Origin of the sequence: Pseudomonas onubensis (assembly GCF_965653655.1) — a bacterium.
In the GTDB taxonomy this organism is placed as follows: domain Bacteria; phylum Pseudomonadota; class Gammaproteobacteria; order Pseudomonadales; family Pseudomonadaceae; genus Aquipseudomonas.
Genome location: NZ_CBFHAZ010000121.1, coordinates 1 through 18,774 on the forward strand (window position 1 = coordinate 1; position 18,774 = coordinate 18,774).

General features: G+C 61.6%; 21 protein-coding genes. 11 read left to right on the top strand and 10 right to left on the bottom strand.

Annotated features, from left to right (window positions below):
- Nucleotides 1-259: 259 nt before the first annotated feature.
- The 3 genes from ACTD9P_RS26160 to ACTD9P_RS26170 all read right to left on the bottom strand — a co-directional run bounded on the left by ACTD9P_RS26160 (nucleotide 260) and on the right by ACTD9P_RS26170 (nucleotide 1,183).
- A complete protein-coding gene (locus ACTD9P_RS26160) occupies nucleotides 260-667 on the bottom strand; it encodes a response regulator (protein ID WP_438869947.1) in 408 nt (135 codons plus the stop codon).
- A 60-nt stretch (nucleotides 668-727) separates the two neighbouring features.
- Nucleotides 728-922: a Flp family type IVb pilin gene (locus ACTD9P_RS26165; protein WP_200433800.1), complete on the bottom strand. Its 195-nt coding sequence runs from the start codon at nucleotides 920-922 to the stop codon at nucleotides 728-730.
- 66 nt (nucleotides 923-988) lie between these two features.
- Nucleotides 989-1,183, bottom strand: a complete 195-nt coding sequence (locus ACTD9P_RS26170; RefSeq protein ID WP_200433799.1) for a Flp family type IVb pilin — start codon at nucleotides 1,181-1,183, stop codon at nucleotides 989-991.
- A gap of 331 nt (nucleotides 1,184-1,514) precedes the next feature.
- Here ACTD9P_RS26170 and cpaB point away from each other — a divergent pair, with 331 nt between their 5' ends.
- Genes cpaB through ACTD9P_RS26210 form a run of 8 tightly spaced genes read left to right on the top strand, consistent with a single transcriptional unit; the run spans nucleotide 1,515 to nucleotide 8,927 of the window.
- On the top strand, nucleotides 1,515-2,441 hold the full coding sequence (gene cpaB, locus ACTD9P_RS26175; RefSeq protein ID WP_099488030.1) for a Flp pilus assembly protein CpaB: 927 nt from the start codon (nucleotides 1,515-1,517) through the stop codon (nucleotides 2,439-2,441).
- Nucleotides 2,442-2,456: 15 nt separating this feature from the next.
- The gene (locus ACTD9P_RS26180) at nucleotides 2,457-3,677 is read left to right on the top strand and encodes a type II and III secretion system protein family protein (RefSeq protein ID WP_017136718.1); all 1,221 of its coding nucleotides are present in this window, start codon (nucleotides 2,457-2,459) and stop codon (nucleotides 3,675-3,677) included.
- Nucleotides 3,674-4,867: a CpaE/TadZ family protein gene (locus ACTD9P_RS26185; protein ID WP_438869948.1), complete on the top strand. Its 1,194-nt coding sequence runs from the start codon at nucleotides 3,674-3,676 to the stop codon at nucleotides 4,865-4,867. Before ACTD9P_RS26180 ends, ACTD9P_RS26185 begins: the two co-directional genes overlap by 4 nt.
- Nucleotides 4,864-6,126 carry a TadA family conjugal transfer-associated ATPase gene (locus tag ACTD9P_RS26190; RefSeq protein WP_200433797.1) on the top strand — a complete coding sequence of 421 codons (1,263 nt, stop codon included), beginning with the start codon at nucleotides 4,864-4,866 and terminating at the stop codon, nucleotides 6,124-6,126. Before ACTD9P_RS26185 ends, ACTD9P_RS26190 begins: the two co-directional genes overlap by 4 nt.
- 19 nt (nucleotides 6,127-6,145) lie before the next feature.
- Nucleotides 6,146-7,027 (top strand): type II secretion system F family protein, encoded by an 882-nt coding sequence (locus ACTD9P_RS26195; protein WP_285678540.1) that lies wholly within the window; start codon nucleotides 6,146-6,148, stop codon nucleotides 7,025-7,027.
- Nucleotide 7,028: 1 nt separating this feature from the next.
- Entirely contained in the window at nucleotides 7,029-7,922 is an 894-nt protein-coding gene (locus tag ACTD9P_RS26200; RefSeq protein ID WP_438869949.1) for a type II secretion system F family protein, read from the top strand.
- Between the two features lie 10 nt (nucleotides 7,923-7,932).
- Entirely contained in the window at nucleotides 7,933-8,655 is a 723-nt protein-coding gene (locus tag ACTD9P_RS26205) for a tetratricopeptide repeat protein (RefSeq protein WP_438869950.1), read from the top strand.
- A 2-nt stretch (nucleotides 8,656-8,657) separates the two neighbouring features.
- Nucleotides 8,658-8,927: a DUF3613 domain-containing protein gene (locus tag ACTD9P_RS26210; protein ID WP_438869951.1), complete on the top strand. Its 270-nt coding sequence runs from the start codon at nucleotides 8,658-8,660 to the stop codon at nucleotides 8,925-8,927.
- A 213-nt stretch (nucleotides 8,928-9,140) separates the two neighbouring features.
- Here ACTD9P_RS26210 and ACTD9P_RS26215 read toward each other — a convergent pair whose 3' ends face one another.
- Nucleotides 9,141-9,923, bottom strand: coding sequence for a response regulator transcription factor (locus ACTD9P_RS26215; protein ID WP_438869952.1), 783 nt, complete (start codon nucleotides 9,921-9,923; stop codon nucleotides 9,141-9,143).
- 126 nt (nucleotides 9,924-10,049) lie between these two features.
- Entirely contained in the window at nucleotides 10,050-10,523 is a 474-nt protein-coding gene (locus ACTD9P_RS26220; RefSeq protein WP_438869953.1) for a prepilin peptidase, read from the bottom strand.
- 72 nt (nucleotides 10,524-10,595) lie between these two features.
- On the opposite strand from ACTD9P_RS26220, the gene ACTD9P_RS26225 reads away from it, so the two are divergent.
- Together ACTD9P_RS26225 and ACTD9P_RS26230 are read left to right on the top strand one after the other, a co-directional pair.
- Nucleotides 10,596-11,036, top strand: coding sequence for a TadE/TadG family type IV pilus assembly protein (locus ACTD9P_RS26225; RefSeq protein ID WP_438869954.1), 441 nt, complete (start codon nucleotides 10,596-10,598; stop codon nucleotides 11,034-11,036).
- Complete coding sequence (locus ACTD9P_RS26230) at nucleotides 11,033-13,762, top strand: PAS domain-containing sensor histidine kinase (RefSeq protein ID WP_438869955.1); 2,730 nt, start codon at nucleotides 11,033-11,035, stop codon at nucleotides 13,760-13,762. Before ACTD9P_RS26225 ends, ACTD9P_RS26230 begins: the two co-directional genes overlap by 4 nt.
- Here ACTD9P_RS26230 and ACTD9P_RS26235 read toward each other — a convergent pair.
- The 5 genes from ACTD9P_RS26235 to ACTD9P_RS26255 form a co-directional block, all read right to left on the bottom strand.
- The gene (locus tag ACTD9P_RS26235) at nucleotides 13,759-15,735 is read right to left on the bottom strand and encodes a pilus assembly protein TadG-related protein (protein WP_438869956.1); all 1,977 of its coding nucleotides are present in this window, start codon (nucleotides 15,733-15,735) and stop codon (nucleotides 13,759-13,761) included. The two genes, ACTD9P_RS26230 and ACTD9P_RS26235, sit on opposite strands and share 4 nt — an antisense overlap.
- Before the next feature lie 214 nt (nucleotides 15,736-15,949).
- Nucleotides 15,950-16,507 (bottom strand): DUF4136 domain-containing protein, encoded by a 558-nt coding sequence (locus ACTD9P_RS26240; RefSeq protein WP_438869957.1) that lies wholly within the window; start codon nucleotides 16,505-16,507, stop codon nucleotides 15,950-15,952.
- A 46-nt stretch (nucleotides 16,508-16,553) separates the two neighbouring features.
- Nucleotides 16,554-17,156 carry a DUF4136 domain-containing protein gene (locus ACTD9P_RS26245; RefSeq protein WP_438869958.1) on the bottom strand — a complete coding sequence of 201 codons (603 nt, stop codon included), beginning with the start codon at nucleotides 17,154-17,156 and terminating at the stop codon, nucleotides 16,554-16,556.
- A 24-nt stretch (nucleotides 17,157-17,180) separates the two neighbouring features.
- On the bottom strand, nucleotides 17,181-17,930 hold the full coding sequence (locus tag ACTD9P_RS26250) for a methyltransferase domain-containing protein (RefSeq protein WP_438869959.1): 750 nt from the start codon (nucleotides 17,928-17,930) through the stop codon (nucleotides 17,181-17,183).
- Complete coding sequence (locus ACTD9P_RS26255) at nucleotides 17,923-18,231, bottom strand: MazG-like family protein (protein ID WP_065930604.1); 309 nt, start codon at nucleotides 18,229-18,231, stop codon at nucleotides 17,923-17,925. Before ACTD9P_RS26255 ends, ACTD9P_RS26250 begins: the two co-directional genes overlap by 8 nt.
- A 154-nt stretch (nucleotides 18,232-18,385) precedes the next feature.
- On the opposite strand from ACTD9P_RS26255, the gene ACTD9P_RS26260 reads away from it, so the two are divergent.
- Entirely contained in the window at nucleotides 18,386-18,679 is a 294-nt protein-coding gene (locus ACTD9P_RS26260; protein WP_017136733.1) for a hypothetical protein, read from the top strand.
- Nucleotides 18,680-18,774 lie beyond the last annotated feature (95 nt).

Genomic DNA, 18,774 nt, shown 5'->3' on the forward strand with positions numbered 1-18,774 from the left:
CCACGATGGCCGAACGCAGGCTTGAATCCGTGGGTAACCCGGCAGGACGCCGGGTTAGCCGCGCTGGGCCAAGGATGGCCCATCGCGGCGGCCCACGGATTCAAGCCGGAGTGAGGGCACACCGAGCATTAGCGAGGTGCCGAGTGGTGGGGCGAAGACTTTTTGGTTACTTTTGTGTCTTTACAAAAGTGACCCGCTGTAAGAGCGGAACCATAGGCGGCCGTTACCGCAGCAACGGATATGTACTCAACACCCCCAGCTACAACCGAGACTTGCGCAAAGGAAAAAGACTGTTAAGCGTATCAATCAACCGCACCAGATAAATGGGCTTGCGAAACAAATCCAACACCTGCAACCGCAGCATGTCACTCACATCATCCATCTCCGCATGCCCAGACATCACAATCACCGGCAAATGCTGACGATCCGTGTGCTCACGCAAGCGCTTGATCAGCGAGATGCCACTCTCCTCAGGCATACGCAGGTCAGTAATAACCAGGGCAATGTCAGGATTCAGCGTCAGCTCTTGCAACGCGTAAGTCACAGAGGTAGCGGTAAAACAAACGAAGCCCTCGTTCTCCAGCGACTCCGCCAGTTCTACGAGGGCATCTTCTTCGTCGTCCACCAACAGGATTTGTTGACGCAAAAGTGCAGCTGCAGCATTCATGGGCACTACCTGATGTCATCAATCAAAACCGTCTGAACTCAACAGCAGGCTGCGCCAAACTCACGTCGTGGTAATCGCCGTCTGAATTTTGCCAAAGAACGTCGTAATCTGAGGCCCCAGCGTCGTCCCAGCCGCCAGTACCACCAACGCTACAATGGCCACGAGAATGAGATATTCAATTGCCGTTGCGCCGTCCTTGCGCCGAAAAAACACCTGCAGTTGCACATACAGTCTCACCAACAGATCAAGGACCATGTTACTTCTCCTCTGGCGACCCAACGCCATATCAAGGCTCTACCCACGGAACTGAATAGTCATTACTTACGTTGTAGTAATGGCCGTCTGGATCTTGCCAAAGAATGTAGTGATCTTCGGCCCCAGCGTCGTCCCGGCTGCCAGTATCACCAATGCTACAATTGCCACCAGAATCAGATATTCAATCGCGGTCGCGCCTTCTTTGCGATGAAAAAGTAGCTGAAGTTGAACATGGAGTTTAATCAACAGTTCGAGGATCATCGTACTACTCCTTTGGGCGACCAGACGCCCTGGCTCGGTGCTGCACAGTAATTGCCATGTGCCACCTGAGCATTGTCAACAAACCCCGCCCTCACAACTGTAAGAACTGATTAATCACAAAGTAGTGGTCATTTTACTGGCGCCTGAATCCCTTGTTTTCAAGGCTATCGAGGGGCGCTACGAAGAAATCTTTCTGTCAGTAATGGCATTTCGTCCTAGCTGAACTACCTTCAAATAGCGAAATAGTTAGTCACTGTTCATAGCAGCCGAGTTGCGGAATTAGCCTGTTGGGATCGACGGGTTTTAGTGCAACAGGAAAAGGAGAGCCGTCATGAACACGCGTCTGAGCATGGTACTGGCCGGTGTGCTCTTGGTGGGTGCGCTGTTTGCCGGTTACTGGGGTTTGGTGCTCAGCCGCGAGCCTGCCCCAGCGCCGCCACCGCCGCCAACTGCACCGGTAGAAAAAGCCGTCGCCGTGGTCGAGGACCAGACCCGCCAATCGGTGGTGGTACTGGCCCACGATGTACCGCCCTTTATTGCCCTGACCGCCGCAGACCTGAGCATCGAAAAACTGCGCACAGCGCCAGCGGGCAGTATGACCAGTGTCGACCAGGCCATCGGCCGCACACCGTGGCGCGCCCTGCAGGCCGGCACCTGGCTTAACGATGAGAGCTTCAGCCCGGGCGGCCCGCTGGCCCGCATGATCCGCCCCAACGAACGCGCGCTGGCGGTTGCCGTAGATGAAGTGATTGGCGCAGCCGGTCAGTTGAGCCCCGGCGACTATGTGGACGTGTTGCTGTACCTGCGCCAGGACGTCGCCAACGTCGAACAATCCGCCCAAGTGGTGATCCCCGCGATGCGCCTGCTCAGCGTCGGCGATCAAATGGGCCTGACCAACGACGGCGTTCCCGCTTCGCCACCGGCAATGACCGCCGAAGAAAAGGCCCAGCGCCATGCGCCCTCTCGCACAGTGGTGCTGGCGGTGCCCGAACAACTGCTGAGCCAACTGATGCTGGCGACCCAGGCCGGCACCTTGCGCCTGGCCGTGCGCAGCGCCGATGAACGCTTGCTGAGCCACTACTGGGCCGGTGAAAGCGATGCACCGGGCAAGCTGCAAAGCGCCAACCGCGACCTTTACCAATTCACCCAACTGGCCTTCGTCCAGGCGCCCAAAAAAGTCGCCCAGGGTGGCCCCGCGCGCCGCACCGGTGTCGAGGTGATACGCGGCAATCAAGCAACCCAACAAACACCCGACTGAACAAGGATGCTGTGCATGAACCGACGTTTCGCACCGGTGTTCACGCTAAAAATCGCCTGTGCCCTGATGCTGTCGAACCTGTCTGTGGGGCTCGTTGCAGCCGCACCGGGCAACTGCGGCAGCCTGGGCCAATTACCCGCAGCGCTTTCGGTGGGCGAAGGCTTGCAACAGGAACTGCAATCTCCCGTGGCCATCACACGCCTGGCGATTGGTGACCCAAAAATCGCTGATGTGCACCTCAACGGCGACCGCGGTTTCCTGCTCACCGGCGTCGCCTCCGGCACCACCAGCCTGATGGTCTGGACCGCCTGTTCGAACACGCCGCGCCAGAGCATGGTGTTCGTCAAAGGCAAGGCTACCTCGGCATTGACCAGCCTGTCGCTGTCGCCGTCGGAAGACCCGACACTGCCCAGCCAGGTGCAAACCGACATCCGTTTTGTCGAAGTCAGCCGCTCCAAACTCAAGGAAGCCAGCACCAAGATCCTCGGCATCGGCAGCAACTTTTTCCTTGGTAGCCCAAAATTGCTCTCGCCTACCGTCGACACGTTCAAGCTGCCGGTGAGCACCACCAACTTCAATATCGGCTTTGGCGGCGGGCGGGTTTCTGCCCTGATCAATGCCCTGGAAAGTAGCGGTTTTGCCTACACCCTGGCGCGTCCAAGCCTGGTAGCCATGAGCGGGCAAAGCGCGACGTTCCTGGCCGGCGGCGAAGTGCCGATCCCGGTGCCCAGCAGCGGCAGTAACAACATCTCGATCGAGTACAAAGAGTTCGGCATTCGCCTGACACTCACCCCGACCGTGATCGACCACAACCGCATTTCCCTCAAGGTAGCGCCGGAAGTCAGCGAGCTGGACTACACCAACGCCGTGGTCATCCAGAACATCCAGGTGCCGGCGCTGACCATCCGCCGCACCGACACCAGCGTGTCACTGGCCGACGGCGAAAGCTTCGTGATCAGCGGCCTGATCAGCAGCACCAACGTCACCAGCATCAGCAAGTTTCCAGGCCTGGGCGATATCCCGATTCTCGGTGCGTTCTTTCGCGATTCCTCGGTTAACCGCCAGGACAAAGAGCTGCTGATGATCGTCACGCCGCACCTGGTGCAGCCGCTGGCCGCCAACGCCCAACTGCCGTCCTTGCCCGGCGAGAAGCTGCGCAACTACGACCCGAACTGGTACCGCCTGTACTTCCTGGAAAACGGCAATTTCGACCGACTCAATGGGTTGTCTCAATGAGCGATAGCCTGAGCCAGACGTTTCTGGCAATCACGCGCAACACCACCGACCTGGAATGGCTGCAGGGCGCGCTGGCGCCGCTTGGCCAAGTGGTCAGCGCCGGCAGCGGCACCCTCGACGAGCTGCTCGCGCTGGTGGACGTGACCTTCGCCAACCTGGTGTTTGTCGGCCTCGACCGCGAACACGTGGTGGCCCAAAGCGCGCTGATCGAAGGCGCGCTGGAGGCCAAGCCGATGCTCGCCATCGTCGCCCTCGGCGATGGCATGGACAACCAGCTTGTACTCAATGCCATGCGCGCCGGTGCGCGTGATTTTGTCGCCTACGGCTCACGCTCCAGCGAAGTCGCCGGGCTGGTACGCCGCCTGAGCAAACGCCTGCCGCCGGTGACCACCAACACTCAACTGGGTGGCCTCACCGTGCTCTACGGCACCCAAAGCAATGCCGACGGCGCGCTGCTGGCCAGCCACTTGGCGCTGGTGGTGCAAAAGAGCGGCCAGCAAACCCTGTTGCTAGACCTGGGCCTGCCGCGCGGTGACAGCCTCGCGTTGTTGGGGCTGGAAAGCTCGTTCAATTTCGGTGATGCCTTGCGCCACCTCAGGCGCCTGGACACCACCTTGATCAACAGCGCGTTTACCTCTGCCGAAGACGGCCTGCGCATCCTCGCCTATGCCCCCAATGACGAGCCCCTGGAACAGACCAGCGCGGCCGAACTGTACATGCTGCTCAGTGCCTTGCGCCAGCACTTCCAGCATATCGTGGTGAACCTCGCCGGCCAGCCGGACAGCGAAGCGCTACGCACCTTTGTCAGCCACTGCGACAAGCTGCTGTGGTGCACCGACCAGAGTGTGCTGGACTGCCGGCGTAACCTTGGCGTGCTGAACCAGTGGCGCGAAAAAGGCATGAAGCTGGAACACGCCAAGCTGCTGGTCGACCGCTACATCAAAGGCTGCGCGCCCGACGCCGATGCCCTGGGCAAGAGCTATGGGCTGGAGGTGATCGCGGTGCTGCCGTTGAGCCCGGAGGTGCGCTTGAATGCCAAAAACCAAGGGCAAACCCTGTTCGCCCTGGCCCCGCGAGAAACCCTGACCCACAACCTCAAAACCCTGGGCGAGCGCCTGGCAAAGCGCTCCGAAGGCATGAAAAAACCCTCGCACACCTGGTTTGAGCGCTTGCTGAGAGCCGGCAAATGAACGGTGAAAAACTCTTCGGCTCACCCGCTCGCGGCGTCGGCGGCAACACTGACCACGACGGCCTCAAGCTGGTGCTGCATCGCTACATCATCGATGCCATCGAGGAGTCAGGCAAAAATTTGCTCGAGGGTTCACGCCCGCTGTTGGCGCAGTTTGTCATCGACAAAGTGGCCGAATACATCAACCGCATGCACCTGGCGATTTCCCGTTATGAGATGGAGCGCCTGGCCGAAGAGATCGTCGATGAACTGACCGGTTTCGGCCCGCTGGAAGTGTTGCTGCGCGACCCGTCCGTAACCGAAATCCTGGTCAACGGCCCGCACCGGGTATTTATCGAACGTGACGGTTTGCTGCATCAAAGCGACCTGCGCTTTATTGATTCACACCACGTTGAGCGCGTGATGCAACGCATCCTCGCACCACTGGGGCGGCGCCTGGATGAGTCGTCGCCGATGGTCGATGCGCGTCTGCCGGATGGCAGCCGGGTCAATGCGATCATCCCGCCGATTGCGCTGGACGGGCCGTGCCTGTCGATTCGAAAGTTTCGCAAGGACATGCTTAAAAGCAGCGACCTGGTGGCAATGCAGACCATCGACCAGAACATCTTTGACTTCTTCCAGGAAGCCGTGGGCAAGCGCTGCAATATCCTGATCAGCGGCGGTACCGGCACCGGAAAAACCACGCTGCTGAATATTCTCAGCCAACTGATCAACCCCCATGAACGCCTGGTCACCATCGAAGACGTGGCCGAGCTGCAATTGGGCCACCCCCACGTGGTGCGCCTGGAAACCCGCCCGCCGAATGCCGAGGGCCACGGCGAGGTCAAGGCCAGCGACCTGATCCGCAACGCCCTGCGGATGCGCCCCGACCGCATCATCCTTGGCGAGATCCGTGGCGTGGAAGTGCTTGATGTACTTACCGCCATGAACACCGGCCACGACGGTTCCATGAGTACCGTACACGCCAACAACGCCGCCGATGCGCTGCTGCGCCTGGAAACCCTGGTGGGCCTGACCGGCCGTGTGGTGGCGGAAAAAACCCTGCGGCAAATGATCTGCGCGGCGCTCGATGTGGTGATCCAGTTGACCCGTTTGCCGGACGGGCGTCGCTGCGTCAGCGAAGTGGTCGAGGTGGTGGGTGTCCGTGAAGACGTGTACGTCACCAACACCCTGTTCCGTCATGACCGACGCACCGGCTTCGGCTTCTTGCGCGAAGCGGTCAACCCGGCCGGCGATAAACTGCGCCGCGAACCGGCTTAGCCTTGAAAGGGACATGACCATGACCGGGGCCATTTTGCTACTCATCTGCCTGATCCTGATCGGCCTGTCGATCCGCTCCTTTCAGAACGGCCTGCGCCGTGCCCAGACCGAGCGGGTACTGAGCCGGCTCGCCGAGGGCCAGCCGCAGCTCAGCGAAGAAGCCAACCAGTGGAGTGGCGTGGAGCGGATGTTCCTGCGCGCAGGCCTGGGCAAACCCACGGACAGCCTGGGCCTGTGGCTGGCGATCTGGGCCTTGGGCGTGGCATTGGGGCTGCTGGTGGCCGGCTGGCTCGGCCTGTTGGTGATGCTGGTGCTGCCGCCGTTGCTGCTGCGCGTGTATATCGCCTGGCGCTACCAGCGACGCATCAAGCGCATGATCGAACAGCTGCCGCAATTGCTCGACCACACCGTGCGCAGCCTCAAGGCCGGGCGCACCCTGGCGGATTCGGTGCTGGGCGGCATCGAGATCACTGAAGACCCGTTGCAACAGGCCATGGGCCGTATCCGCCGTAACGTGCAGCTGGGCGTGAGCCTGCCGGAGTCGACCCACGACTTTGCCGAGTTCTACGAGCGTGATGAGTTTCGCCTGTTTGCGCTGGGCTTGAAGATCAACCATCGCTATGGCGGCAACGCCAGCGAACTGCTGGAAAACCTGATCAAGATGATCCGCGAGCGTGAGCAGGCCGCCCGCCAATTGCGCGCCCTGACCGGCGAGACCCGCGTGACCGCCTACGTGCTCGGCGCCCTGCCGATTTCGATGATCGGCTACTTCCTCGCGGTGAACCCGGCGTACCTGATGACCATGTGGAACGACGGCACCGGGCGCATCCTGTTGTTCGTGGCGCTGGGGATGCAGCTGCTGGGCTGCTTCACCTTGTGGCGCATGCTGCGGAGCGTATGAGATGGCTATCCCACTGCTGATCAGCGCCGTTTTGCTCCTGGCCGCCCTGGCGCTGGTGCTGGCCAACCTGCTCAAACACCGGCGCGGCCAACGCCTGGTCACCCAGCGCTTGCAGGGCCAGATGGGGCGTGAACGCACGCTCAATACGTTGATGCGCCAATTGGGCAACAGCCCTATCGCGCAACGCTCGGTCAGCCTGGACAACGAGACCCAACTGTTGCTCAGCCGCGTCGGCTGGCGCCAGGCCAGCCAACGTTCCATGTTCGCCGCCCTGCAGGTCGGCACGCCGCTAGTGGCGCTGGGCATGGTGCTGGTGGGCCAGGAGCTGCTGTTTCCCCACACGGCCTCGCCGTGGCTGGCGCCCGTGATCGGCCTGGGCATCGGTTACCTGCTACCCAAACGCATCCTGGCCAGGGCCGCCAAGGCGCGCCAACAGCGCATCTCCCGTGAGGTCTCGACCTTCATTCCGCTGCTGCGCATCCTGTTCGAGTCCGGCATGGCGGTTGAACAAGCACTGCGCGTGCTGAGCATTGAAGCGCAGCGCCTGCTGCCGGACCTTACCTATGAGTTGCGGCTGATCCTGACGCGTGTCGACTCCGGCCTGGAGCTGAGCGAAGAGCTGGGCAAGACCGCGCGGATGCTGGCCGTGGATGAATTCACCGACACCTGCACCATCCTCCAGCAACTGGTCCAGCAAGGCGGCGGCGCGATGAAATCGCTGCTGGCGCTCAAGCAATTGCTCGACGACCGCCGTCTCACGCGCATCCAGGAATTCGTGTCGAAGATGTCGGCAAAGATGTCGGTGGTGATGATGGTGTTCCTGTTTCCCGCCCTGCTGATCGTGCTCGGGGGGCCGGCGTTCATTGGCATCTCCCGAGCCTTGAGTAACTTATGAGGACCGCCCGATGAAAGCCTTGATAGCCGGTTTTAGCCTGTTGCTGCTCGGGGGTTGCGCCACCAACGGCCAAACGCCGTGGGCGGCCCTGACGGCGGGCGGCAGTTGCCCCAAACCTGGGTCGGACCAGGAACTGGCGCTGAACCTGGCCGATGAAATGGCCGGCGACGGCAAGCTGCACGCCAGCCTGGCCAACCTGCAGAGCCTGCCGGCCAATTTGCCTCAGGTACGCCTGCGCCAGGCCAAGGCGTATCGCCTGCTCGGGCGCAGCGAGGCACAGCCGCTTTATCAAAGCCTGATCGGCACCTGCATGGCGGCCGAAGGCGAACACGGCCTGGGCCAGTTGGCCTCGGCCAAAGGCGACAACGGCCTAGCCATGGCGCATTTGCAACGCGCGGCCCGGTTGGCACCGACGGATGAAAAAATCCGCAATGACCTGGGCGTGGTGTACCTCAACCAACTGCGCCTGGAAGACGCACGCTTCGAGTTCGTGACCGCCATGGAGCTCAAGCAGAGCGACCCGCTGGCGGCGATCAACCTGGTGACCCTGATGATCTATCAGGACAACTGGAAGCAGGCCGCGCAGGTGGCCAGCCAAATGAACCTGAGCCCTGAACAAGTTACCGAGGCCCAGGCCCGCGCCGAGAAACTCAAAGGCGCCAGCGCTCCCGTCACCAAGGCCAAAGACCAGGTAGCTACCATGAGTGATGCCGTAAGCATTCCGAGGAATTGATCATGAAAATGCCTTATCTCACCAGCCTCGCCGTACTGGCATTGCCCCTGAGCGTCATGGCCATCGAGCCCGGCCCGTCTTCGCCGCAGCAGGCGGTGACCGAAAGCTGGCTGACCTTGCAGTCCAGCGGGAAAGCGGCCTCAAGCACCCAGCAAAAAGCCTCCGCCGCCGAGCGTGACCTGGCGGCGCAACGCTTGCTGGAAAGCTACAAGCACCCGATTCCGGAATACTTTGATCAAAAGGCGGGCGGGACAACCCAGGGCGGTAGTTGACAGCAGGACGCGGAGCGTCCTGGGCGGCATTCCCACGCAGAGCGTGGGAACGATCATTCAAGACACAAGCGGGCTTTCTGTGGCGAGCAAGCTTGCTTGCGCTGGGGTGCGAAGCGCCCCCAAAAAAGCCGGAGACTGCTGCGCAGTCAACGGGAGCAAGCTCCCTCGCCACAGCAAGCTCCCTCGCCACAGTAAGCCCGCTCCCACAGGTGATCAGTGGGCAGTGACTCGCTGGCGCAGCGCCGAATTACTCGGCGACAACGCCAGCGCCAATTGCGTGCGGTTATGCATGTGCGTCAGGCGCAACACCTGGGACACATACAGCTTCACGGTGTTCTCGGTAATGCCCAGCTCACAGGCAATCTGATAATTGGTCTGCCCCTTGCCCACCAGCCGTGCAACATCCAACTGACGTGGCGACAGCTGGTTGAAGATCGCCGGAATCTCCACCGGCCCGGCCTCCTCTGCAGACACCTCGTCACTCTCATGCCCTGGCGGGCTGCGGCGTGCTTTGTCGAGGTCCTGGTACAGGTCGTTGATGGACTCGGAAAGAAATTGCAGCTTCTGGTTCAAGTGCCCCAATTGCAGCTCTTTCTTGCGCTCCTCCAGCGCCGCTTCCTGGCGCTGCAAGCCTTCGAGCAGTTCATCGAGGTTGATTGGCTTCTGGTAGTAATCCGCGATGCCTGCGCGCAGTGCCTTGATCACATCCTGCTTGTCCGCACGGCCGGTCAACATGATCGCCTCAAAGGCGCGCTGCTTGCCCGCAACCTTCTGCAGGGCCTGGACCAACTCGATGCCGTCCATGTCCGGCATATGCAGATCGCACAGCACCAGGCCAATCTCGGCGTCTTCGGTAAAACGCTTCAAGGCCTGCTGGCTGGATTCACACGGGACACAGCGGAAACCGCTGCTTTCAAGAAATTCACAGAGCTCTTCCACGATCAGCGGTTGATCGTCGACCACGAGCACTTTTACAGCAGAGGTAAGCTTGTTCACGCGCTACTCCATGCATTGCAAGCCAAAAGTTTGACTAATCCTTCACCACGAATATTCCTGTACAACCACGTATTAAACGTAGACGTACTTTCTGACTATGTACATAGCGTTAATACCCTCAGGCGATTAATGGATCCAACACCAGGTGGCGGCAAAACCCACCAGTAAAAACGGCGCAAACGGCAGTTTTCTTGACGGGTCCGGCGCCAGATAACCCAGATGGTTTTTAACCCCTTGACTCATAAGCGGCCAAAGCTTTGGCGCTGCCAAAAGCCACAGCAGATTGGCGATCGCGGCCCCCACAAAGGCCCCCAGCAGGTAGTCGGCATTGGAGGCCAGCGCCAAGGCCGCGAGCAGCTTCACATCGCCGGCACCCAGGCGGCCCAGAGCGTAACCGGGCAAGGTCAACAGCAGCGCCAGAAAAAACGCCCACAGCCCCTGCCCGACGGAAGCGCCGAGCCAGGTGCTGCCCGTCCACACGAGGTAGATCAACGCCAACAGTGCCGCGCCCAGCGTCAGGCGATTGGCAAGCAAGCGCTGGCGAACGTCCTGTACGGCACACAGCCCCAACCACAACAGCACCACTGCGCTATGGATCACGTAAAAAACATCCCTTTTCGCCGATTGATTCTATGCTGATATCAAGTAGTAGCCGTCAGGGTAGACGCGGTGATGAAAACAAGCCTCCCGGATAAGCAAAAAGGCGCGGCAGCCATCGAGTTCATTGCCGTGTTCGTGATTTTTTTTGCCGTGTTCTACGGCACGGTCAGCTATAGCCTGCCGCTGCTGCTGTTGCAGTCGTTCAACCAGGCCACCGCCGAAGCCGTGCGCCTGAGCGTAGGGCTGGACCCGAATATGCAAGGCTACCCCGCCGCCGTACAGGCCACTGCCAAAACGGCGGTCGCCAACCGTTTGGGGTGGATTCCCAACGCCTACAAATTCGACGCTTCCACCCAAGTCACCACCACCTTCACCAGCGGGCTGTTGTCGGTGCAGATCAACTACCCGTCGGCCAACCTCCAGGCGGTGCTGCCCTTTATTGTCCTGCCCGGCATCGGCACAGTGCCGCAACTGCCGGCGACACTGCAGGCCCAGTCGAGCCTGCAGTTTTGACCTCGGGGGACAGACTTTTCGGGCGCCTGCTCGGTCGCAATAGCGCACTGGAAATCGACACGCACGCGCCGCCGTCTGCCGGGCTGCATGTACACCTCGATGCCCAGGGCCGCGTGCTCGACCTCAGCGGCACGCTGCGCCCGCAGTTGCCGCCACTGGTTAACTCGCCGCATTTGCGAGCGCTGCTGAGTGTGCATAGCGCCGTGACGGTTGAAGGCGTGCCCGCCGACTGGCAGCGCCACAGCCTCGACCTGGATTTTCACGGGATCGCCGGGCAAGTCCTGCACACCCGCGGCACGCTTCAACCCTACGACAATGGCTGGCTGCTGCATGCTGTAGACATCGGCGATTTACTCGGCGGCCGGCAATTGGCGGAGCAGCGCGAACAGAACCACCAATTGACCAGCCGCGTCAGTGAGCAACTGCGCGTGTGCAGCCTCAGCCGTCTGCCCGAGGTGTTTAACGAACAGTTAAGCAGCGTGGCGCAGCGCTGGCGTATCCCGTGTGTGGCCCTGGCGTTGCTCGATCAGGAAGACCAGGGTTGGATGATCTACAGCCAGTACGCCAACCATGATGCACCGTTGTTCTGGCACACCGGCCAACGTCTCGGGACCTGCCTGGACAGCCTCAACGGCACAACGCCGCTGAGCCTGCAAGCACCTTATGGGCGCGGCGAGCACCCGCGCTTGCACAGTATTTTCGGGAATGCCGATGGGTTCCTTGTGCCCTATCGCGATGGCCAAGGCATCGCCGCATGGCTGTTGTGCGGCGCCTACAGCGGCCAACTGCACAGCAATGACCGCGACTGGCTAAACCTTGCCGCCGCCCTCGCCGCGCCGCTGCTCAGCCGCCTGCGCGAACACCGCCACCATCAACAACTCGAGCGTCAGGAAGCGTTGCAAGGCCTGTTGGGCACGGGCTGGTTTGAGCTGTTGCCCGCCAGCGGCGAAATCCAGCTCGCCCCTCAATTGATGCGCAACCTCGGCCCGCAGGAAGGTCCGACCCGGCAAGCCCTGGATGCGTGGCTGAACCTTATCCACCCCGCCGATCGCCAGGAGCTGCACAGCCGCCTGCGCGACCTGCAAACCCTCGGCAAACCCTTGCTCGCCAGCGTGCGCCTCAACCGTGGCGACAGCGCCACGCCGACCTGGTATCGCGTGCAGGGCCAAGTGCTGGGCGCCGGTGAACAGCGGCGCTGGGTCGGCTTTATGCTCGACATCAGCGACATCCAGAACCAGCAATTGCAAGCCGACGCCGCCCGCGCCCGCCTGGACAACCTGATCGCCAGCTCTCCGGCGGTGATCTATGTGCAGCGCTATGTGAACGGCGCGCTGCAGCCGGTGTTTTTCAGTCACAGCCTGCTGCCACTGCTCGGTCGCACCCTCGCCGAATGCACCCACGACAGCCTGGTGCAATGGGTACACCCGGATGACCGCGACCTGTACTTCCAGCGCACCCGCCAATTGCTGCGTGAAGGCAGCGTGCGCAGCCGTTATCGCGTGCAAGACACACACGGGGATTACCACTGGTTGCTCGACGAAGCCAAGCTGTTGCGCGACGACCTGGGCGTGCCGGTGGAAGCCGTCGGCCTGTGGCTGGATGTGACCGAGGCGACGTTGGCCGCGCAGCAGATCAAGGACAGTGAGGAGCGCTACCGCATCCTCGTGGAAGACTCCCCGGCGATGATCTGCCGCTACCGCCCGGACCTGACCCTGACGTTCGGCAACACGCCGCTGGCCAATTACCTGGAGTGCCTGCCCGCACACTTGCGCGGGATGAACCTGGGTGAATGGCTGTCGACCGAACAGCGCGAGGCGTTTGTGCAGCGCATCCACCAGCTGACACCGGAGTTCCCGGTGAGCACGGCCGAAATCAGCCTGCAATTGCCCGGCCGCGAACATGCCTGGTGGGTGTGGTCGGACCGAGGCGTTTTCGATGAGCATGGCGCCCTGGTCGAAGTGCAGGCCGTGGGCCGCGACAACACCGAAGTGCGGCGCTCCCAGCAGCAACTCACGCAAAGCGCGAAAATGGCCACCCTCGGTGAAATGGCCACAGGCCTGGCCCATGAGATCAACCAGCCGCTGAACGTGATGCGCATGGCCATCGTCAATGTGCTCAAGCGCCTGAGCAATGGCGACGTACAGATCGATTACCTGACCGAAAAACTCCAGCGCATCGACGCCCAGGTGCAGCGTGCGGCGCGGGTGGTCGACCATATGCGTGTGTTCGGGCGCCGCTCAGAGGTCGAGCAGCAACCTTTCGACCCGGCGCAGGCGTTGGAGGGCACCTTGTCGTTGCTCAGTGAAGGCCTGCGTGGCAAAGGCGTTGAAGTGCGCCTGACCCAGGCGGATATCCCGGTGCAGGTCAAAGGCTACGTCGACCAGCTGGAGCAAGTGCTGATCAACCTGATGGTCAACGCCCGCGATGCGCTGTTGAGCCAGCGCGAGAAGAACCCCGAATTGCGCCCCTGGATCGCCGTGCACACCGATCACGACAGCCGCCACGTGCGCATCTGGGTCGAAGACAATGGCGGCGGCATCGACCCACGCTTGCTGGAGCGCATCTTCGAGCCGTTCTTTACCACCAAGCCGATTGGCGTGGGCACCGGGTTAGGCTTGTCGGTGAGTTACGGCATCGTCGAAAACATGGGCGGACGCCTGAGCGTCAGCAACGGCGAACACGGCGCACGGTTCTGCGTGGAACTGCCCAGGGCCACCGACGTTTAAATCACCAGGTAAGCCTCGCCGGTCTGGCCGCAGGTGAGGTTGGCGCCGACGTTCACATTCACCAGGCTGATACCCAGCATGCTCAGCAAGTTGTTGAGGATCGGGTCGAGCAGCGGCCCGAGCAAGCCATCCACCACCGGCGTGACAATGGCGCTGACGCCACTGAGCAGCGCTGTGACCGTAGGCGCCAGAATGCCCAGCGGGTTTCCTCCGGACGGTTGGTAAGCCGTGATGCCCACGCCATTGAGCGTGGTCGAAAGGCTGCTCACCACATTGGTGGCAGGTGTCGCGGCCTGATAGGTCGGCGCAAGACCCACGTTCGGCGGCGTGGCGAACGGCGTGGTACTGGAGAACACCAGGGTTTGATTGCTCTGCGCAATCGGACTGAGCACCTTGATCGCGATGCCACCACCGGCAAACGGCACGCGCGGGTCACAGCTGCCGATGCCGAGAATCTTGTGGCAGGTCTTGGTGCCAATATCGATCAGGGGCAACGGCGCTACCGTCATCGGCAAGGTGGTGGAAAACGCATTGGTAATACTGCCCACGTTCAACGACGCCAGCGACGTGGTGGTGTAGGCGGTCAGGCTCTTGGTGCCGGCGTTGCCAGTCGGGCAGCTGTAGGCGGTGACGTAGCTGCTGGCGGCGCCGGCATCCAGCACAATGTTGATCGGCAGGTTGCCCGGCAACACCAGCAAATCCGCCTGCTGGCAACCGGCGCCCAGCAAACACAGGGCCGAGTTGATCGTGCTCACCAGGTTCAGGCTCAGCAGGCTGCCGAGTACCGGCGTCAGTGGGCCCAACAGGTCGTTTACCGCCGTATTCAGCCCCGACAACGCACTCAACACGGGCAAGCTCACGGTCACTTCGGTGCGCACTTGAGCGGTGCGCACGTAAATTTTATTTGGCCCTGTAGGGTTGGCCGCCGCCAGCACCGGATTGCCGATGGCCGACAACTGCGGCGGTTCGATCACTTTGACCTGGGTGGTGATATTGGCCAACCCCAGCACACTCACGGGCAAGGTCGCCGCCGCCGCGCTTTTGCTGTTGGACAGTTGCACCACACCCTGGATCAGTTGAAACACCTGCAGGTTGGCATTCAGCGCCGCAGAGGTGGTGCCGGTCTGCAATTGCAGGATCTGCCCGACGGTCAACGGCGCCTGGTTGATCGCGGCGATTTGCAAGCTGCCCAGGGCGGTGATCACGTCCGCCGTTGCACCGTTGGCAGTCAGCACGGTGACCGCGGCCTGGATCAACTGTGAGGCAGTGACGTTGGTGTTGAGCAGCTGGGTGTAGTTACCGGCGGCCACATTGAGGTTGATCGCCAGTTGGTTGAGGTAACTGAGCAGGTTGATATTGGTATTGAGCAAGCCGTTCCAACCGGCGACCGTCAGGTTGACGTTGCCGCCGAGTAAGCCACTGAACAGCGGATTCAACAGGCTGGCACTCGCCGAGTTGACGCTGGCCAGAGTGCTGTTGATGGTGAGCTGGGCCGAGGGTGGCGTCGGCACCGCCGCCACGGCGGTCGCGGTCAATACGGTGTTGAGGCTCAGCGAGTTGCCGGAGAACAACGCCCAAACCCCGGCGGCCACACTGGTGGTCACGGTTTTGCTCACCACCACTTGAATCGCCGATGACACTGCTGGGTTGGCACTGAAGACACGCCGGCCCGACGCGGCGGTGGTCACAGTGCCGCATTGGGTCACCAGTGTATTACCGCTGCCCACCACAAAATGATTGCGCGCCACACTCTGCCCGGCAAACGCCGCCGCGCTCAAACCGCTCAGGCACGTGCCGCTGCGGCTCACCGCTTCCAGCGCCGCCGTGTCCGCCACGCCTTGCAGCTTGCGCTTTTCCAGGTACAGGCGGCCGCTGTCGATCATCAGCAATGTAAAGGCCAGCGCCACCGCCAGCACGCCGGCAGCCATCAGGCCGATTGCGCCACGTTGCCTGGAACCAAGTCGGGGAGACATCGAGCACTCCTGTGCCGGCGAGTTGCCGAGCGCTTACTCTCCTGGGATGCAATTGAGTGTAGACAAGGGCTGAAGCGTGCGCCGATTGATCGTTCCCACGCTCTGCGTGGGAATGCATCCAATGACGCTCGGCGTCACGGCCTCAAGCGCGGACGCGGAGCGTCCATATGCGCCATTCCCACGCGGAGCGTGGGAACGATCAAAAACCCAACGTTTAGTGCGGCGGGTAGTTGGAGAGGATCCTGGTCACCGTACTACGGATGGCATCACTGCGATCCTGCGGGTTCGGCGTGCTGGCCATCATCTGCTCGTCGCTGCCACGCCACACCAGTTTGCCGTCCTTGCCGTCGAGCAGGTCGATCTGGATGGTCGCCACTTTGTAGGTGATGTTGCGCGTTTCGTTGTACATCGGTGCCCCCCAGTAGCCATTCCATGGGCCGCCCCAGGCGCCGCCGTAGTTGGTGGTGACTTGTTGCTGGCGCTCTTCGACAATCAGGTAGGCCTGCACATTCAGGTCTGCCTTGGTGCCTGCGGCGGCGGGGCGCAGGCCACGCTGGTCGAGCTGTTCGCCCACGGCCTGGCGAATGCGTTGCTCGGTGAGGTCGCTCTTGATACGTGGATCATCCGGGCGGTATTGCAGGGCCGGGTCTTTCCAGGCCCAGTTGCGGTAGGCGCCAAAATCGCGGCTGGCATCAAAGTCGTGGTTGACCTGGCTGGTCTGGCAGCCACTCAACAAGACCAGTACAGCTAGTGCAGCAAGGCGGCGAAGCATGGGGTGTTCTCCAAAAGACGGAATCAGCCTGAGATGAGAATAGCGGCTAACTGGGTGGATAAGCGCTCATTGCCTTTTGCATCGCTTCACGCAATGCGTCAGCGCGTTCGCTCAGGCTGCCCTGGCTGGTGGTTTCGGCGCTGGTGCTCCATACCGGCTGACGTGTACGGGCATCGAACAGGCTGACGCGTGCTACCGCAACCGTCACTTCATAGGTGCGTACCACCGGCACCGTGTTGTACATGCCATAGCCGTTGCCATAGCGGTTATAGCCGCCGTAGCCGTAGCCATAGTCGTCCTGCACCTGGCGCAGGCGTTTTTCCAGGCGCACATCGGCGATCACCAACAGGTCGGGAGCGCGGTTGTCATGCAAGGGGCGCAAGCCGCGCTGGTCGAGGGCGCCGCTGACTGCTTCGGCGATTTGCGCCGAATCCGCCCAGGCCGTGCCCGCGGGCAGTTGGCCGTTGAGCCAGCCCCAACTGCGGTAGGCACCATAGTCGCGCACCGGCGCCGGGTAGGCGCTGGCATCAAAGGTATTCGCCGCCTGGGCCGGAGCCGGCGGCATCGGGGCCGAGGCGGCCACGTAGGGGTTGGGCGTGGAGCAAGCGCCCAAGCCCATCGATAACAGAATCAAACAGAGACGACGCATTTCGACCTCCGCAGACTGGGCCGCTTAAACCGGACGGCAGATCCAGTGCAAATAACGCCCAAGTCCGGCAAAGCTTGGGTGACGACGGTGAGCGAGTTCCATCTCCAACAAGTCCTGCAGATTGGCGCGAGCCTGGAACTCCATCGGCATATAGTCGTGGAACACCCGCACGCCGCTTTGGCTTTCGACCTGCCAAAGCCCTTCGAGTTGCGCCGCCAATTCCCGTGGGTCGAGCGGTTGTTGCGGGGTAAGACTTTGCTTCTCGCCGGCCATGTCGTTCTTGCGCATTTTGCGGAAGTGGCCTTTGAGCAGGTTGCGGTAAATCAGTGCATCGCGGTTGTAGAACGCCAGCGACAACCAGCCGCCGGGCACCGTGAGCTGGTGCAGCACCGGCAGGATCGCGTGCGGTTCGGCCAGCCATTCGAGCACGGCGTGGCACAGCACCAGGTCGTAGGGCTCGGTGAGTTGCCCGAGTAAGTGCTGCCAGGGCGCATGGATAAAAGTCGCGCTCTGCCCGGACTCGGCAAACCGCTGACGGGCGCCTTCAAGCATTGGCTCGGCAGGCTCGGCCAGGGTCACTTGATGGCCACGCTCGGCCAGCCACAACGACATATGCCCCAGGCCCGCGCCGATATCCAGCACGCGCAGCGGGCGCTCGGGCAAGGTTTCAGTCAGGTCGGCCTGCAACACCGCCAGGCGAATCGCGCCTTTGGCGCCACCGTAGATCTTCTCGGCAAAGCGCGTGGCCAACTGGTCAAAGTGGCGATCACTCATGGGCAAACCGCCGCTCGCTGTCGGCCAGCTTGGCGCGTACCACTTCGTTCATGTCCAGGCCCAGCTCACTGCACAGCAACAGCAGGTACAGCACGATATCGCCGACTTCCTGCCCGGCATGGGCAAGTTTGTCCGCCGGCAGTTGGCGCGACTGGTCTTCGGTCAGCCACTGGAAGATTTCCACCAGCTCGGACATTTCCACACTGGCGGCCATGGCCAGGTTTTTAGGGCTGTGGAAGCGCTTCCAGTCGTTGGTATCGCGAATACGGTGCAAGCGTTCGGTGAGGTGTTCGAGGTTCATGCGGGGGCTCCTGAAGGTGTATAGCTTCGGGCGGATGCCGGGCGAAGGCAAGTGAATCCCTGTAACGCGTAAACCTCTATGCTAAAAGGGAACTCGCTGGGTGTAATAACGACCAAAGGCTCAGCGACGCCCACCTCTTCATCAGGACACACACATGCAGGTAGAAAGCTTTTTCGAATGGTTGGGCCAGGCACTGGGCTCCGTCATCCGCTTTATCGTCGACGGGCTCAGCGGCTTGTTCGGCGCCTTGACCCACGCGGGCGGCAACTTTATTGAAGGCCTGTCGCGCACATTGGGCATGGACACCTCGATCATCAGCATCGCCGCCCTGATCATCGGCCTGATGTTGCTGTACTCAGCGGTGCGTGCGTTTATGCGCGCCTCGATCATTATGGGGATTATCTGGCTGATGCTGGGCTTGTGGTTGCTCAGTTGGGTTGTGCATTAATCCCAAAGCTGCCGCCCATCTCCTGTGGGAGCGGGCTTGCTCGCGAAGGCGGTGTGCCAGTAACTACATGTACCGACTGACACTCCGCCTTCGCG